15 protein-coding genes are annotated in these 15,221 nt (G+C 40.2%); 1 reads left to right on the forward strand and 14 read right to left on the reverse strand.

Going from position 1 to position 15,221, the window contains the following annotated elements:
- Positions 1-93 precede the first annotated feature (93 nt).
- The 5 genes from ACGE0T_RS11720 to ACGE0T_RS11740 form a co-directional block, all read right to left on the reverse strand.
- Complete coding sequence (locus tag ACGE0T_RS11720) at positions 94-819, reverse strand: tyrosine-protein phosphatase (protein ID WP_459186823.1); 726 nt, start codon at positions 817-819, stop codon at positions 94-96.
- Positions 820-950: 131 nt separating this feature from the next.
- Positions 951-3,368 carry a GumC family protein gene (locus tag ACGE0T_RS11725; RefSeq protein WP_459190459.1) on the reverse strand — a complete coding sequence of 806 codons (2,418 nt, stop codon included), beginning with the start codon at positions 3,366-3,368 and terminating at the stop codon, positions 951-953.
- 202 nt (positions 3,369-3,570) lie between these two features.
- Positions 3,571-4,362 carry a polysaccharide biosynthesis/export family protein gene (locus ACGE0T_RS11730; RefSeq protein ID WP_459186824.1) on the reverse strand — a complete coding sequence of 264 codons (792 nt, stop codon included), beginning with the start codon at positions 4,360-4,362 and terminating at the stop codon, positions 3,571-3,573.
- 33 nt (positions 4,363-4,395) lie between these two features.
- Complete coding sequence (locus ACGE0T_RS11735) at positions 4,396-4,635, reverse strand: DUF4248 domain-containing protein (protein WP_459186825.1); 240 nt, start codon at positions 4,633-4,635, stop codon at positions 4,396-4,398.
- The gene (locus tag ACGE0T_RS11740) at positions 4,632-5,378 is read right to left on the reverse strand and encodes a toprim domain-containing protein (protein WP_459186826.1); all 747 of its coding nucleotides are present in this window, start codon (positions 5,376-5,378) and stop codon (positions 4,632-4,634) included. The genes ACGE0T_RS11735 and ACGE0T_RS11740 overlap by 4 nt, the downstream gene beginning before the upstream one ends.
- Before the next feature lie 208 nt (positions 5,379-5,586).
- Between ACGE0T_RS11740 and ACGE0T_RS11745 the strand changes: the two genes are divergently transcribed.
- Positions 5,587-5,952 (forward strand): hypothetical protein, encoded by a 366-nt coding sequence (locus ACGE0T_RS11745; protein ID WP_459186827.1) that lies wholly within the window; start codon positions 5,587-5,589, stop codon positions 5,950-5,952.
- A gap of 153 nt (positions 5,953-6,105) precedes the next feature.
- Here the strand turns inward: ACGE0T_RS11745 and ACGE0T_RS11750 are convergent, their stop codons facing one another.
- Genes ACGE0T_RS11750 through ACGE0T_RS11790 form a run of 9 tightly spaced genes read right to left on the reverse strand, consistent with a single transcriptional unit; the run spans position 6,106 to position 15,221 of the window.
- On the reverse strand, positions 6,106-6,693 hold the full coding sequence (locus ACGE0T_RS11750; protein WP_459186828.1) for a sugar transferase: 588 nt from the start codon (positions 6,691-6,693) through the stop codon (positions 6,106-6,108).
- Positions 6,690-7,907, reverse strand: coding sequence for a DegT/DnrJ/EryC1/StrS family aminotransferase (locus tag ACGE0T_RS11755; protein ID WP_459186829.1), 1,218 nt, complete (start codon positions 7,905-7,907; stop codon positions 6,690-6,692). The genes ACGE0T_RS11750 and ACGE0T_RS11755 overlap by 4 nt, the downstream gene beginning before the upstream one ends.
- Before the next feature lie 45 nt (positions 7,908-7,952).
- Entirely contained in the window at positions 7,953-8,936 is a 984-nt protein-coding gene (locus tag ACGE0T_RS11760; RefSeq protein ID WP_459186830.1) for a glycosyltransferase family 2 protein, read from the reverse strand.
- Positions 8,937-8,980: 44 nt separating this feature from the next.
- Entirely contained in the window at positions 8,981-10,078 is a 1,098-nt protein-coding gene (locus ACGE0T_RS11765) for a glycosyltransferase family 4 protein (protein ID WP_459186831.1), read from the reverse strand.
- Entirely contained in the window at positions 10,075-11,190 is a 1,116-nt protein-coding gene (locus ACGE0T_RS11770; RefSeq protein ID WP_459186832.1) for a glycosyltransferase family 4 protein, read from the reverse strand. The genes ACGE0T_RS11765 and ACGE0T_RS11770 overlap by 4 nt, the downstream gene beginning before the upstream one ends.
- Positions 11,191-11,197: 7 nt before the next feature.
- Positions 11,198-11,722, reverse strand: a complete 525-nt coding sequence (locus tag ACGE0T_RS11775; protein WP_459186833.1) for an acyltransferase — start codon at positions 11,720-11,722, stop codon at positions 11,198-11,200.
- Positions 11,719-12,783, reverse strand: coding sequence for a glycosyltransferase family 4 protein (locus tag ACGE0T_RS11780; protein ID WP_459186834.1), 1,065 nt, complete (start codon positions 12,781-12,783; stop codon positions 11,719-11,721). The genes ACGE0T_RS11775 and ACGE0T_RS11780 overlap by 4 nt, the downstream gene beginning before the upstream one ends.
- 2 nt (positions 12,784-12,785) lie before the next feature.
- Positions 12,786-14,234, reverse strand: a complete 1,449-nt coding sequence (locus ACGE0T_RS11785) for an O-antigen polymerase (RefSeq protein ID WP_459186835.1) — start codon at positions 14,232-14,234, stop codon at positions 12,786-12,788.
- Between the two features lie 6 nt (positions 14,235-14,240).
- Complete coding sequence (locus tag ACGE0T_RS11790) at positions 14,241-15,221, reverse strand: hypothetical protein (protein ID WP_459186836.1); 981 nt, start codon at positions 15,219-15,221, stop codon at positions 14,241-14,243.

Consider the following 15,221-nt stretch of genomic DNA (forward strand, 5'->3'; position numbering starts at 1 on the left):
AAAAAGGAACGTTCGAGATATCACATCCCAAACGTTCCAGACCAATTTTAAATATTGTATAATACTAAAGGGTAAGGTTTCGGATATCTTTTACTACCACAAGGTTTTATTGTTTTCCAATAGCTGTCCGACAAATTTCTGCTCTGAAGCAGTAAGTTGCAGATGTTCCATTCCCCGGCTATGCTTTTTCAGGTTATGGAAATCCGTTCCTGCATAATCATACATCCCCTTTTTCAGGAGCTTGTGCGATACCTCATAGGCATACCTGCCGTAATAGCCACCCAGCGACAACAGGTTCAACTGGAACTTGCAACCGGCTTCTTTCCACTTGCCATACCCTCCGCCTTCCATATAGACATATCGTTCGGGATGGGCGATGACAGGCGTATATCCGGCAAGTACCACTTCGTAAAGAAGCTGCCGCATATCCGGAGGCGCCGACAGGTAAGAAGTCTCAACCAACACATGACCGCCGCCCATCAATAACGGACCGGATTCCAAATGATTGCGAAAACAACCATCGAGCATATATTCGGCTGCAAGCCTTACCTCTATTCCTAAAGGAACAAGGGCGCAAAACGACTCAAAACGTTGCCGTAGATGACATGCGGTATTATCCGGCATCTCCTCCATCACATGAGGCGTAAAGACAAAACGGGCGATACCGCTTTCATTCAATGCCTTTAACGAGGCAACCGCTTCGGCTTCCGTACGGACACCATCGTCCACACCGGGTAAAAGGTGGCAGTGAATATCCGTCTTATTTGCCAACAAGTCTGTGTCGAGGATATTTCGCTTTCGTGAAAACAAGGAGAACATAAAATATTTTTTTGAATGAATATATCAAAAGTCTATATTAGGAGCGCAGATTTACGCAGACCATATTTTTTCAACAAAGAATCTGCGTAAATCTGCGTAGTCTGCGTCATCAGCGTTCAGTAATAGCTTTTTTACACATTGTTCTTATCATGCTCGTTGCCATATCCATACCCGTATCCGTAACCATACCCATATCCATACCCGTACCCACTACGTTTGTAGCGGACACCATTCAGGATAAGGCAAAGATTACGGAATTTCTCCTGACGGTACAGACGTTCCAGCTCAGGCAACTGCCGACGGTCGAACAGACCCGCACGGATGATATAGATTGTGAGTTCCGCCACACGGTTTACAATCGCCGCATCCGCCACCACACCACCGGGGACATTATCCAGGATAACATAATCATACCGTTCTTTCAGCTCCGCCACCAGTTTATCCAGACGGTCGCTAAGCAATAGCTCGGCAGGATTCGGGGGAACAGGGCCCGCATGGATGATGTCGAGGTTCTCATGCAATTCGTTTTTACAGATGATATCATCTGACTTTTCAACTTTACCGGACAGATAGTTGGTCATTCCCGCGTTCGCGCTGTGAACGCGGGAGCTAAGGGTACCCTTACGAATATCGAGGTCGACAAGGACGACCTTCTTCTTGGCAAGCGCAAAGCTCATGGCAAGGTTCATCGAAACGAAGGTTTTGCCCGAACCGGCATTGAGCGAAGTAAACATCACCACCTTCATGTCTTTCGCCTTCACACGCATAAAATCCATATTGGTACGGACTATGCGGAACGCCTCGGACACCGAATCGCGACCGCCCTCACGAACCACGATTGCCCCTTTATCTTCCCCGCCCTTGTCGTTCTTACCCTTCCAGCCAAACAGTTTCTTCTTCCGCTCCCTCTCCGGAATCTCTCCGAGGAACGGAATCGTTACCTTCTCTTCCACATCACGACGCACACGTACCGCCGTATCTACCGTATTCATCAACCATAACACACCCGCCGGAAGCATACAACCCAATATAAATGCCGCAAGCATCACCATCAGGGATTTAGGCGCCACAGGTTCCTTGCTTCCCGTTGCCGGGTCGATTATACGGGCATTGCTTTCGGTGATGGCCTGCGACAGGGCATTCTCTTCCCGTTTGTTCAACAGGTAAAGGTACAGTTCCTCCTTTATCTTCTGCTGCCGTTCGATGGTCAGCACCTGTTTCTGTTGTCCCGGTACCGCTGCAATACGCTTGGCGGTCTGCGCCTCACGCGCCTTCACATTCCTGTCCTGGATATCGAGGCTGACAATCAGGTTGTCCACCGAGCGGATAATCGTCTGCCGGAGCGCTACAAGCGACTGGTTCAAATCCATCACCACCGGGTTGCGGTTGCTGCTGCCAGCCACCAGACGGTCGCGCTTCAACAGCATCGTATTGTATTCCGTTATCTGGGATTCCACATTCGTATCGGAGATGCCGGTATTGGCTGGTATCAACTCCCCTTCTTTTGTAGGGTCGGTCAGGTAACTGCGGATATAGCGCGCCAAAGTCAACTGGTTCTCCAATCCCAAGCCCTCTTTATTGTAATCGCTGCTTTCTTTCAGGTACATGCCGGTTTCCGAGACGATATCGGTCAACCGGTTTTCGCGTTTGAAGGCTTCGATATCCGAGTCCACGCTCCCTAATTCCTTTTCGATGATTATCAGGCGGTCGTTGATAAACTCCGAGGTGTTTACCGTGATACGGTTCTTGTCATTCACCGCATCCTCATTATAAACGGCTATCAGCGTATTGATTAAATCCTCCGCACGGGAAACGGACACATCCTGCAAGCTCAGGTTGATTATCGTTGCCGTCTTGCTGGCGAGCGCCACCTGCAACAGCTTGCTGAAATGCTGTACCACCTCGTCACGGTCGGACTTCTTTACGGCTATGCTTTCACCGAAATAGGCCCCGGTATAGTACAGGGTAGGCGTCACCACCACCCTGCCGAACGGCGTCTGTACCGTATCCCCCAACATAGCGGGGATAGCGTCCGACACATCCACCGAGTCCGCCTCAAAAGAAGACAAATTCACCTTATGCTCATCCAAAGGAGTCACTTTAAGGGAAAACTTTTGGTTCGGTTCCGCATCCGGGAAGGATAAGCAAACGGGGCTTTGCGTATACAACTCGACCGTCCTCAACCCCTGTTTCACCGTATAACCGATATCCAGTTTCAAACGTTTCACAACAGTCTGCATCAATTGTTTGGACTGGAAAACCAGCACCTCATTGTCCACGCTGCTCTTCATACTGAACATGCCGAGGTCGGAGAAAGCAGAAGCCTCGCTCATTGCCCCGGCTCCCTTGTTATCGTCCTTTATCAGTACCGTTGCCGTACGCACATACTGCTTAGGCGCCCACTGGATATAAATAAATGCCACCAGCAGGCATGCCGCTACCGACAAGGCAAACCAATGCCAGTTCGCACGGACAATACGCACCATATCACCCAGGTTCAAACCCTCTTCTTCCTCCTGCTGCTGTATATTCTGAAATTCCTGATTCAATTCCATTCGCTATTTCTTTTGTAAGTTTGTTTTTATTTGCTGACGCGAAGTTGTTATTAGACACGGATATCAGACACTAAGTTATTGACGCGGATGACGCAGAAAACGCGGATTTAAGAAAATAAGATTCTTTATCCACACATTTTTTATCCTGTATTTAATCCGCGTTTTCCGCGTCATCCGCGTCAATAATTATTCGCGTCTATTTCGTGACCGTGACCACCAGAGAAATTACCGATGCCAGTACCGATACCGCCGACAGCCATGTGCCCACCGAGTTGTTCTGGTTGATTTCGCTCTGTCCCACACGCGCCTTGTTGGGTTCGACATACACAATGTCGTTTTGTTGCAGATAATAGTCCGGCGAGAGAAAGAGATCGGACGAGCGGAGGTCATGGTAACGGATCGAACGTACGCCGTCCTTCTCACGGATTACCGCCACTCGGTCGCGCTTCCCATAGATGGTAAGGTCGCCTGCCATGCTGAGCGCTTCGAGCAGCGTGATACGGTCGCCCGTGATATTGAAACTGCCCGGACGCACGACTTCACCCATGACTGAGATTTTGAAGTTCAGGAACTGTACCGTCACTATCGGGTCTTTTATCAAATCCTCGTCCATCAGCCGTTTGCGGATTAAGTCCGTCAATTGCAAACGGGTCAACCCATCCACATGGATACGTCCGAGCACAGGGAAGTCGATATTCCCGTTCGCATCCACCAGATACCCCAAGATCCGTTGCTGACCGTAAGACGTCCCGCTTGTCCCCGCCTGATACGTTACCATCGGCATATTAAACGGCATCGCCAACTCCGGGTCTTTACAGTTCACCATGATAGCAAGTTGGTCGTCCGTATGGATTACCGCTTCGTACTTCTGAGCGATTTCCTGCGCACTCTGAGGCGCCACATCCTGAAAGTACAATACTTTCCTGGGCGATGAGCAGGCGGTAAAGACCACCGCCGCACACGCCAGCGTCAATTTTAAATACTTCATCGTTTTTATTTTTGATTGATTTGTTTCAACATATCAAGGCGTTTCCAGCACCTCCACGATACAGGACACCTGCCGGGGATTCAATATCCGTTGGGAAGGTGTCCAGCCGGTTGCAGCCAACAAGGCAGGCAACTCCGGGTTCGTCAATATCCACCGTTTCAGCCGCCGGGAAGCCACTGCGGGAGTCACGTCAGGGCTATACATCATCCCCAGCCGCCGGAAAGAGAGGCAGCGGCTTTTCCATTTCTGTTCTTCGTCAAACCAACGGTTCATACCCACCTCCAATCCATGGTTGCCGGACGGCCGGCATCACGTGACAAGCCGGCAAGGCCGGACAAACAAAGATGCATCGTCTCCAGCAAACGCTTCCGCTTTGCCGGCTCGGTAGCCACAGCCAACAGGCGGACGCCCTTGCGTAACCTTTGCAGCAAAACCTGTTCTTCCGAAGGCGCCGTTTCCTCCACCGCTTTCCGGATAAAAGAGACAAACGCCTCCTTTCCCAAACGGCGGAACAGCGAATCCGGGTCTTCTCCTTCCGGCAAATGCATGCAAAACACTTCCAGACCAGCTTCCAACAGCATAGCGGAGACCTTCTCCGCAGCCTTCCTGCCCGCCTTATCGCCATCCAGCATCAAATAGACGGACGAGGTATATTTCCGAAGCAGGGCTATATGTCCCGGACAAAGCGCCGTACCGCAAAGTGCCACCGTATGGGTAAAGCCAGCCGCATGCATCGCCAACACATCCTTATAGCCCTCCACCACAAAGACACTACCTTCACGGCGGATAGCCTCCTTCGCCCGGTAAAGGCCGTAGAGCAATTCGCTTTTATGGAACAGGTCGCTCGACGCCGAATTGATATACTTGGGTATATCCGGATTGCCGTCCGACAAACGCCGGGCGGCAAAGCCTACCAGCCTCCCCTCTTCATCGCGTATCGGGAATACAAGACGGTTCCGCATGGCTTTCATCGGCCCTTCCATATGGCAGGGCGAATGCCCGACTTCAAAATCCAACCATGCAGAGGTGAGTTCTGAATTTCCTGAACCGCAAGGGTTCAGGAAATTCAGAAAAGTTGACAGTTGACAAGTGACAGTTGACAGTTAGTTCGGCCTTCAGCCGATTTGTACACCGAACGCGAAGCCCAACTGTCAGTTGTCAACTGTCAATTGTCAACTATTATATTATTTCCCGAATTTATTCATCTTTATTTAATCTTCTAATATGAAAGTCCTTGAAACAATTCTACATTTACTTACTGTCCTTGCCCGGGTTATCTTCCCGCGCAAGCCGGGAACGGCTACCGATGGCTGTCCCTGCCCGTCTCCCTATCCAACCACTCCGTCTCCAAGTCCTGACCTACAGCCTGCTCCTGCTTGCCCTTCTCTCTACCCTGATACGGGAGATGGAAGTAGCGGTAAGCTGCATAGGCGCGATACTGTCTTTGGTATCTCCCAAGAACAAGCATCCACCCCCCACAATAACGGACACAACAACCACCTGCAAGCGGATTGGTTAGGCATTTCGGGATATAGCTTGATGTTGCTTGGAGGAATGGGATGTGTTTATAAATGGTTTATAGAAGGGTGATTTTTTTCAAGAAAGGGACAGGCATGTATCGGTTTAGAAGGATACATCCTTCCCTTCTTTAATCTCTACGAATCATCAAAATTGCATTACAATCCTACATCCCATAAACAGTATCATTCAACGATATCAATCATAAAACGGCCTTACCACGCACTACCTCAATATATGTATAAATGTCAGAAATATAATTTTTAAATATTCCATAACAGATTGATTATTTATATATTTCATATTATACCGAATCTTGTCCGGCATAATTTCTTCAATATAAACTTTATCCGGATCCGATGCTTTTCCCAAAATCGTATTCTCATCCATATATTCGATTGATGCATAGTCCGTAATCCCTGGACGAACTGATAATACTTTTCTTTGCTCATCGGTATATAAATCGACATATTTCCGGACTTCCGGACGAGGTCCCACTACACTCATATCGCCTATCAAAACATTAAATAACTGGGGTAATTCATCAAGTTTATATTTACGTATAAAATAACCGGTACGAGTGATACGCGGGTCCCTTCCTCCAACTGTAATAAGTCCTTTCTTGTCCGAACCCGCCTTCATCGAACGAAACTTGTATAACTCGAAATCCTTATTATTTTTACCCACGCGTACTTGAGAATAAAAACCTCCTCCTTTACTTTCAATACAGATAAAAAGATAAATAACCAGAAAAACAGGCAATAGAAAAAGGATGCCCAAAAATGATAAAAGAATATCTAAAAAACGTCTCATTTACCGGCAACTTTATAATAAGCATCGATAACCGTATCGATAACAAACCGTACCTTCTCATCATCTAATTGAGGATAAACGGGCAAAGAAATCTCATGTTCATAATTGCGGTAAGCCTGTGGATAATGAACCATATCATATCCTTTGTCCTTAAAGAATGTCAACATGGGCATCGGGATGAAATGTACATTGACAGCAACCTCGCTTTTTGCAATTTCATTTATCATCGCATCTCGTCTCTCTTCGTTAAAACCATCAATACGAAGTGCATAAATATGATAGGAACTTTCCTTTTCTCCTACAATCGCAGGGGGTAATATTGCCCAATCATATTTTGAGAAAGCTTCATTATATGAATTGAATACACGTTTCCGCTCTTTTAACAATGCCGGATATTCACGGATCTCGGCCAATCCGATAGCTGCATTCACATCTGCCATATTACACTTCATTCCAAGACCGGTAATATCATACCGCCATCCTCCCGCCTTGCTTTTTGAAAAAGCATCCTTGGTCTGGCAATTCAATGACATTTGGCGTAATTCCGCATATAAAGTCGCATTATCAAACGGCTCCGGAAGGTTTAAACAGATTGCTCCCCCTTCCGCTGTCGTTACATTTTTGACAGCATGCAGAGAAAATACGGCCACATCCGTCTCACTGCCAGTATTCTTCCGGCGGCTATAACGTGCACCCAAAGAATGAGCTGCATCATTTATAACCAATATACGTCCCAATTTTTGCTGTACATCCGACCCCGGTCGAAACAAACTTTTCATGTTTTTATCCTGGACCAATGCCATAATAGCATCATAATCACAAGGGTATCCTGCAATATCCACAGGAATAATTGCTTTTGTACGAGGTGTTATGGCTCTACGTATGGCATCTACCGAGATATTAAAATCCTTTCCCGTATCCACCATTACAGGTTTTGCCCCGGCATGGAGAACAGCCAATGCTGTCGCACAATAGGTATAAGCCGGTACAATTACTTCATCTTCTTCAGTCACTCCCAACCAACGAAGCATCATGATAGCCCCGGATGTCCAGGAATTTACACACAACACCCGATTCGCACAAGAGATTTTTTTTATTTCATCTTCTAATGCTTTCACTTTAGGACCGGTCGTAATCCAACCGGATTTCAACGAATCTACCACTTCATCAACAACATTGCTATTGATATATGGAGGAGAAAAAGGGATTTTCATCTTATCGTTCTTTTTTATTATTTCTATTAATTTTTCATACTTGTTTTATCGTTTCAAAAGGCCCATAATTGTTCCCCATCCATAAGACAAATGAACAGCCATAAACATATAAGGAAGAATTACTAAATATTTAAATCCAAACTTACAGCAGGCTATTATAGAAGCGGTTATATTAACGACAAAATATAAACTTAAATCAAGTAGTAGTAAATACAGGGAAAATGGAAAGATAAAGCTCAGTAAAGCCAAGAAAAACAAACTTAAAACAAATAAAAGCGGGACTAAATGCCGCACACTTATAGAACTTCTATCTATGTAAAACAATTTGCCTATGGAAAGACCGTTAGCATACATTTGTTTTACGCTTGCTTTTACCGTATCACGAACATAATAAGTGGCAATAATCCGGGGATCAAAATAAATCTTATATCCAGCTTTCCTTATTCGCGAATTATACTCGTTGTCTTCACCTCTTGGTAGGTCTTCCCTCATGCCTCCTACTTTCTCCACTACAGCACGGGAAAAAGTCCCAAAGGGTACGGTATCGACATAAGCCGGAGTATTACTAACCCTGAAAGCAGCCCCGCCTATGCCAAATCTTGACTGATTCAAAATAGCATTCGCTTCTGAAACAATTTCTTCATGTCGGGGGCAGATAGAGCATCTGCCCCCGACATTTCCCAAATTCGGGATTTTTTTCATATTCAAAATACAACGTTCAATGTAATGTTTATCATATAATGCATGGGCATCCAATCTTATTATAAAAGGAGCCTCCGATTCCTTCACTCCTATATTAAAAGCTATCGATTGAATTTTACCGGGATTATTAATAAACCTGACATTTGCATATTTTTCAACATAAAAGGCAACAATCTCTTTTGTCTTATCAATGCTTCCCCCATCAATAATCATCACATCCATTTCTTCAAACGGAAATGTTTGTTTTATAAGCGAATCCAGGCAGTCGGAAATATAGCGTTCTTCGTTCAGGGAAGGGATAATCACTGCAACTGTGTAAGATGTCATTTCTTTTACTATTTAAAGAATATTTTATGATACTCCGAAAACAATCACTCTCTAATATCCAAAACCTCTTTAAACTTATTTTCAGTAAAAACAGCCCAGTTCCTCGCATCAAAGCGATCTTTACAATACCGCCATCCAGCTTCACCCATTGCTTTTAAATGATTACAGTCCGAGGCCATTGATATCATACTGTTGGCTAATGCCTTGACATCATATTTAGGGACCAAATGTCCTGTTATATTTTCTGCCACAATTTCGCGATTGCCACCAACATCTGTAACCAACACTGCACGTCTCATACTCATTGCCTCACGAATGGATAATGGTAAAGATTCGATTTCCGAACAAAGAACAAAACAATCCAGACTATGTAGAACATCAGGAATATCTCTTCTCAAACCTGTAAAAATAATATACTCCAATCCCTTTGCTTGTTCTTTAAGTGCAGAATCAACAGGACCATCTCCTACAATAAAAAAGCGTGTATCCGGATTTGCCTGATGGACTATTTTTGCTGCTTCTATATAATCACAATGCCTTTTTTCCGGACTTAAACGTGCAACGATTCCGAATGTGACAATATCGCTTGAAAGATTATATTCTTCACGCAACACGGGATGTGAATTTTCTACGGAAAACCGTTCCATATCAACAGAATTATAGATAACCGTTATGCGCTTTCTTTTACATCCTCCACCTTCCAGACGGACTCTTTCACAATTCGATTCGGTTATCACGGCTTTCGAGAATATATTCAAAGTCCAAGCGAACTTATATAAATTCAAACCGGAAAACATATGAATTGTCGTTACAATCGGGATAAATGAAGGTTGTATACTGAAACGCATAAGCCAGGCGATTAATGCAGTAAACATGCCTTGAGGATTGAGTAATTCAATGTTATTTTCTCTAACTATTTTCAACAAGGTGCGGGATGCATTGAATAATCCTATGGGATTTCGTGTATAAAATTCAGCAGGAATACAATGAACCTTTGTCCCTGCCAGCTCTTTATCCATAACGCCCGGAGATGATATGACAAATACTTCATGCCCTTTATCAGCTATTTTTTGAGATAAAGTAATGACATCATTTTTTGCCCCGCCTATATCTTTGCCCATAGTTAAAAATGCAATTCTCATCTCCTATCCTCCTTAATGCTAATGTAAACTTGTTCCGTTTCTGCAATCATCCGGTCAATGTTCAAATAACTCTCACTTAATTTTCGCGCATTTATCGTATAGTATTTTGCCAAATCCGGATTATTTAACAAAAAACTCATCTTTAAACATAAATCATTCGAATCGTCATCCTTAAATAATAACCCATTAAAAAGAGGTAATACTTGTTCAGGAGTACCATCAACATCACTTGCTATAATAGGTGTACCTATAGCAAAAGCTTGTAAGGCAGTCAAACTGAAAGTCTCGGCATGTGAAGGTAAAACTAACCCATCAGAAGCAGCAAGGACTTGCGGTATATCTTTACGAAACCCTGCAAAAATGATATTATTCCCGGAACTAAATTTTTTAATCAATTCAAGTAAAGCCTGTTTCTGTATCCCATCCCCAACCAACAAGCAATACACATTATTATGAGTAGCATACAGTTGTTCAAAAGCCCTCAGAAAGACTTCCACCCCCTTTTCCGGAGATAAACGCCCTATATAAGTAAACAAAAAACTTTTTTCCGGAATGTTTAAACTACGCCGTATATCTATTAGTGCCAAATATTTGTCGGCCTCTTTCAATGTAAAATCCTGCAATGAAATCCCATTATGAATCCTGCATGATTTTTCCCAAGGAATTCCGTAAGCTCTCATTTTTGTCAAAACATAATCAGAAACACCAATAGATAAATCTAATACTTTCAGATATTTCACTACACATTTATAGGCAAAAGAAGAAATTCCATGATTATGCCAAATCCAAAGTACATTACAATGGAAAAGCCTTTTGGCCAAGATACCCATTATAGCTGGTCCTACAGCCTGTACATCTACAATATCAAATTTTTCTGCCGTTACATATCTTACCAATTTTTTCGCATTAAAATACAGTCCCCATGGGGTTCGTTTGGTTATATCAATGGGAGCTATCCGTATACCCAGTTCTTTCAAGTCTGCGGCTTGTATAATACCTCCAACCCCAACTATGACCTGGTGTCCCTTCTTCATCAAACCCAAAGCCAAGTTCTTAGTAAAACTTTCTTCGCCTCCTATCCTACCACCAGTACTCAATAATAAAATCTTCATATAGTCATTATTTTCTGTATTTCAAAACTTTAGCAGGGACCCCGCCAACAATGGAATACTCCGGTACATCTTTTGAAACAATAGCACCAGCAGCAAGTATTGCGCCCTTTCCAACAGTAACACCAGGCAAAATAATCACTCGCGCCCCAATCCATACATCATCGTGGATGATTACTTTTTGAGGCACAGTACTTCCCTGACCACGCATAGGGATATCAGTACGGGATGTTTCATGATTAGATGTAAAAATAATGACATCAGGCCCCATCATTACATCATTTCCTATTTCTAACGGTCCTCTTACTTTACAACGTATCCCTAATCCGGAATTAGAGCCTATTTTAATTCCAGTACCTGTTCCAAAATTCGCCCCTTTTTCTATATTGATATTATCACCACAATAATCAAAAATAAAAATACCGACTGAAGAACGGAATTTTCTAACAAAAGAAAATATATTATAGGCATTATCTGTTGCAGGTAGATATTGTAGAAAAAAATAATAGAACAATAAAGCAAAACTCTTCATCATAATAATTTCATATAATGCTCAACAAAATTGTATTTGGAATTTTGCTGAATAACATGTTGTTTGTTTCGTATACCTATTACTTTTTTTTCTTCTACAGAAAGAGATAAAATTTTAACTATAGTATCTGCTATCTCTTTTTCATCATAAGGATTAAATAAAAAACCATTGACACCTGGTTTTATTATATAATGATTGTCACATACATCACTACATATCACAGGCAACTCGCAACTCATAGCCTCACATATCACATTAGGATATCCTTCATATAATGATGGAAGACAGAAAATATCAGCCTGTTGATACTCTGAAACAATATCATTTGTTTGATTCTTCAAAATAAAAACATCCTGTAAATATAATTCAGAAATCTTATTGGCCACCTTATTACAATAATAAGTATCATAATGGCTACCAATCCATGTTACTTTAAAATTTAGACCTTTATTCAAAACAATTCTTACAGCCTCCAAAAATTTTAAAATATTTTTAGAGGCTGTAATCCGTCCTACACACAATATATTAACTATCTCATTTTGTTTTGTTTTCTCAGATGAGATAAACATATCTGTATCTACAAAATTTGGAATTACTTCTATTTTTGATTTTAAAAAAGGATAATGCCTAACTATGTTATCAGCTTCCGAATAAGAATTAGGAACAACAAAATCAGCTAAACGGTATAAATTATATTGAATTTGGGTTCTCAAACTAAAATTCGTTGTATGCGATCTTTCTGAAACGATCAATCTTGTTTTAAAAAATAATCTCGTTAAGCACATCGATATATTGACAGCAGACAAAAATGAGATAACAACTTCCGGTCTATATTCCTTCAACTCTTTATACAAATAATATATACGTGTCCATCTATTAAATACTTTATTTTGAAGCTTATACTCCACTCTATTTTCCTCAAGAAAAGATTCATAAAATTGCTTTTCAAGATAAGTTAATACTCGTACTTGATAACCTTTTTGCTTTAGTAAGACAGCTAAACCTGTTAATTGCCTCTCAGCTCCTCCAGAACCTAAATTTTCTGTGATTAATAATATCCTCATTATCACATACTATATTTTTTCAAACTTGCCATATTAATCTTATACAATTTTGAACAGATTAAAATGTATACATATGTATATATAAATAAGTTTAGCGGAGTAAAAACAGAAGCTCTTCCTATATTCACTGAATACACTAAATAAGAGACTGCCAAAACAAAGAATATTAACTTAGGATTTTTCTGATACAATAAAATATCTAATTTCTTTACAATAAAGCCAAACATATAAAAGAAAATTAACGTTCCTATAAATCCTAAATTAAAAAAAGACTCTGAAACACAAGTTGTTCCCAAACCTACATCAGCCCCAATAATAGAAGTGGAAAGCAGGGATGTTCCATATTTTCTATTATCAAAACCTATAATAGGATATAATAAAGGTCGTAATCCCGGAATTATTCCTAACAGTTGATCTATAAATCCAATACCATATACATTTCCATTCTTCTTCGCATAATCATATACAACATGATATGTCCCAACAATATCCGATAATTCATGAGTAACAAAAAAGAAAGTATTTTCATGAGTATCTAAAGAAGTAACGGTCTTACTATATGCTTCCTCCATTTTCGAAATGGATAAATTCTGTTCCAGACTTCTCAATGAGGCTAAAAACATCAAACAAGAAATAGATACAGTTAAAAACAATAATGTTTTCTGCAAGCCCATTTTCTTTTTATTCACTACAAAATAAGGTAGACTATAAGAAAATGCAATCATTATAAGGGGTCCTCTATCACCTGAAATAAGAGTCAAATAAATATATATCAACAAGGATATATAATATATAAGCGAATAAGATTTAACATATTGCTTTATAGTTAAATTAGAATATCTATAGACTCTTATTATAGAAGCCCCCAATAAACAGGCCTGAAAAGAGGTTTGTGAAACATATCCTGTTATTGAAAATCCTCCTGAATTAAGAATCAGTCCATTTCCTCCCGGTTGAAAGTATCTTTTATCTGTAAAAAAATAAAAGGCACATAGAAAAAAGAACATGAAGTACTCTAAGTATTTTTTAGATTCATAAGAAGAGTATTTTGTATTTCTCAAAGTACTTTCTGTTGACAAATAACCTAATACAAAACATATAAAAGAGCATAATGAACAAATAGCCGCTTCATTTATTATATTATTATCACAAAACTCCATATTCATTATCTTATCATTTACACCTAAACCATAAGATAAATATCCTAAAAAATGAACAATAAAAAATGACAAACAGAATATAGTCGATATTTTAAAATTATTTCGTCTTAGATTAACATTATTTTCTCTATGGCAAAAATAAAGTACAAAAACAACAATAGCAGACGTAACAGTCAACAACAAACTCTGTTTTGATAAAAAACTATTTTCTTCATTAAAATATCGACAAATAGATAATATCAACATTATCAATATAAGAAAAAAAATGAGTTTATTAAAAGTCAATTTCATTATTTCCTATTTTAACAATTGATAGTACTCATTCATTCTAACAAACAAATCTTTTATGTTATCTGAGGAGCTATCTATTATATTCATCAATAGTGAATCTTGTAACATTTTTTCCTTATACACAGAAATATAATATTTATATACTTCTGACTCTAATATAGAACGAAGTAAAGAATTCCCTTGTATTTGCTCTATAGAATTTCGAAATATACCCATATGGATACCATGATGCGGTCGAAATTCAGGTCGAGTGAAATTTTTAAAATCGAGAGATGTAACAAAATCAGACTGGATAGCCAATTTTTCTATAGAAAATCCTAATTGCTTACATATCATGGCCAATAAAATTTCATTATCAGGAGACATTACATATTCAAACCAACGATTATCATATATATCCGCACAATATTTTTTTATTAAATCATAAGTAAAAACAGAATAATACTTCTTTACATCTATAAAGTGTAATCCCGTCAGTCTATATTCAGGCTCAGAATTCATCCAATAGTTTACAATAGATCTCAAACCGGCATATTTAATTCTTCTCAATATAGAAAAAAATGAATGATTATCAGATCTATATATACGACGCATATTATCAAATGGTAGCCCGGTTAATCTCATATGTTGAATATGCTGTACATGTAAAGATTCAGGTTCTTTAATATAAAACATATCAATATCAACAATATATAGGTAATCATAAGTCATAAAAGAATCATCCCAAAGCACCCAACGTAAAGCCATACTTTTCAATGGAGACATATTGGGACAATCATAAAAATGATATTCTTTAAATATAACATTTTTATCAAGGCCTGATTCTTCCAATATTGTTTTAACATTTTCATTTATTGCTCCATGCAAAAACAACATAATAGTATAATGAGGATAAGCTTTATTTATTGAATAAACTAACAAGGGAATATATTCCTGATATTTATCACCATAAATATAAGTCGTCAAACAAATTTTCAAATTTTCCAT

Source organism: Parabacteroides sp. APC149_11_2_Y6, assembly GCF_054506995.1.

Excerpts from the sequence above, each read along its gene's own strand:
- ACGE0T_RS11720 (WP_459186823.1), bottom strand. The coding sequence starts at position 819 with ATGTTCTCCTTGTTTTCACGAAAGCGAAATATCCTCGACACAGACTTG.
- ACGE0T_RS11730 (WP_459186824.1), bottom strand. The coding sequence starts at position 4,362 with ATGAAGTATTTAAAATTGACGCTGGCGTGTGCGGCGGTGGTCTTTACC.
- ACGE0T_RS11735 (WP_459186825.1), bottom strand. The coding sequence starts at position 4,635 with ATGAACCGTTGGTTTGACGAAGAACAGAAATGGAAAAGCCGCTGCCTC.
- ACGE0T_RS11745 (WP_459186827.1), top strand. The coding sequence starts at position 5,587 with ATGAAAGTCCTTGAAACAATTCTACATTTACTTACTGTCCTTGCCCGG.
- ACGE0T_RS11750 (WP_459186828.1), bottom strand. The coding sequence starts at position 6,693 with ATGAGACGTTTTTTAGATATTCTTTTATCATTTTTGGGCATCCTTTTT.
- ACGE0T_RS11755 (WP_459186829.1), bottom strand. The coding sequence starts at position 7,907 with ATGAAAATCCCTTTTTCTCCTCCATATATCAATAGCAATGTTGTTGAT.
- ACGE0T_RS11760 (WP_459186830.1), bottom strand. The coding sequence starts at position 8,936 with ATGACATCTTACACAGTTGCAGTGATTATCCCTTCCCTGAACGAAGAA.
- ACGE0T_RS11765 (WP_459186831.1), bottom strand. The coding sequence starts at position 10,078 with ATGAGAATTGCATTTTTAACTATGGGCAAAGATATAGGCGGGGCAAAA.
- ACGE0T_RS11770 (WP_459186832.1), bottom strand. The coding sequence starts at position 11,190 with ATGAAGATTTTATTATTGAGTACTGGTGGTAGGATAGGAGGCGAAGAA.
- ACGE0T_RS11775 (WP_459186833.1), bottom strand. The coding sequence starts at position 11,722 with ATGATGAAGAGTTTTGCTTTATTGTTCTATTATTTTTTTCTACAATAT.
- ACGE0T_RS11780 (WP_459186834.1), bottom strand. The coding sequence starts at position 12,783 with ATGAGGATATTATTAATCACAGAAAATTTAGGTTCTGGAGGAGCTGAG.
- ACGE0T_RS11785 (WP_459186835.1), bottom strand. The coding sequence starts at position 14,234 with ATGAAATTGACTTTTAATAAACTCATTTTTTTTCTTATATTGATAATG.
- ACGE0T_RS11790 (WP_459186836.1), bottom strand. The coding sequence starts at position 15,221 with ATGGAAAATTTGAAAATTTGTTTGACGACTTATATTTATGGTGATAAA.